This is a genomic window from Arthrobacter sp. 05L417 (assembly GCF_056397865.1).
Map to the genome: position 1 here is coordinate 1 of NZ_JBFTOG010000085.1, position 1435 is coordinate 1435.

The 1435-nt window shown below is 68.2% G+C and carries 1 protein-coding gene and 1 pseudogene; both read left to right on the plus strand.

The genetic code is table 11. The features are described 5' to 3' along the window. Nucleotides 1–123: pseudogene (locus AC1DJW_RS26380) on the plus strand (glycine cleavage system protein GcvH); the annotation flags it as partial. Next, nucleotides 120–1435 (plus strand): serine hydroxymethyltransferase (glyA, locus tag AC1DJW_RS26385; RefSeq protein WP_476902938.1); only part of this gene is annotated, 1316 nt, incomplete at its 3' end. The pseudogene AC1DJW_RS26380 and the gene glyA, both read left to right, overlap by 4 nt.

A 1435-nucleotide genomic window follows, 5' to 3' on the forward strand; every position in this document is an offset into this window, starting at 1 on the left:
GATCCTGCCCTGATCAACAACGATCCGTACGGTGCGGGCTGGCTCTTCAAAGTGGCCGTGATCGAACATGGCCCGCTGCTTTCCGCGGAGGAATATGCTTCCAAGAACGGTGGCGAGCTGTGAGCGCCGCGAACGGAACGGCTGTGTTCGAGCAGGTCGTTTCGCCGTCCCTGGACGCGGTSTTGTCCGAGCTGGATCCGGAGATCGCGGCGAAGATCGACGACGAGCTGAACCGTCAGCGTTCGGGCCTGGAAATGATCGCGTCCGAGAACCACACTGCCGTGGCCGTGATGCAGGCCCAGGGCTCGGTGCTGACCAACAAGTATGCCGAGGGCTACCCGGGCAAGCGCTACTACGGCGGCTGCGAGCATGTGGACGTCATCGAGCAGCTCGCGATCGACCGCGTGAAGGCCCTGTTCGGTGCCGGGTACGCGAACGTGCAGCCGCACTCCGGTGCCCAGGCGAACGCTTCGGTGATGCACGCCCTCATCAAGCCCGGCGACACGATCATGGGCCTGAACCTGGCCCACGGCGGGCACCTGACCCAYGGCATGCGGATCAACTTCTCCGGCCGCCTGTACAACGTCATCCCGTACCAGGTCCGCGAAGAGGACCACCGGATCGACATGGCCGAGGTGGAGCGCCTGGCCCTGGAGCACAAGCCGGCGTTGATCGTGGCCGGCTGGTCCGCCTATGCGCGGCAGCTGGACTTMGCCGGGTTCCGCCGGATCGCGGACCTGGTGGGCGCGTACCTCATGGTGGACATGGCGCACTTCGCCGGCCTGGTGGCCGCCGGCCTGCACCCGTCCCCGGTCCCGCACGCGCACGTCACGACGTCCACGACGCACAAGACCCTCGCCGGTCCGCGCGGCGGCATTATCCTCTCCAACGACGCTGACATCGCCAAGAAGATCAACTCCGCGGTCTTCCCGGGCCAGCAGGGCGGCCCGCTGGAGCACGTGATCGCCGGCAAGGCCGTGGCCTTCAAGATCGCCGGTTCGGAAGAGTTCAAGGAACGCCAGGAGCGCGTCCTGGCCGGTGCCCGGATCCTGGCCGAGCGCCTCGTCCAGCCCGACGTCACGGCCAGGGGGATCTCCGTGATTTCCGGCGGCACCGACGTGCACCTGGTGCTCGTGGACCTGCGCGACTGCGAGCTCGACGGCCAGCAGGCCGAGGACCGCCTCGCGGCGATCGACATCACCGTCAACCGCAACGCGGTCCCGTTCGACCCGCGCCCGCCGATGGTGACCTCCGGCCTGCGGATCGGCACCCCGGCACTGGCCACGCGCGGTTTCGGTGAAGCGGCGTTCCGTGAAGTTGCGGACATCATCGCCGAAGCGCTGATCGCCGACGCCGACGCGGACCTCTCCGGCCTGCGTCACCGCGTGGAGGCACTCGCCGCCGCGCACCCGCTCTACCCGGGCGTCGCGAACCT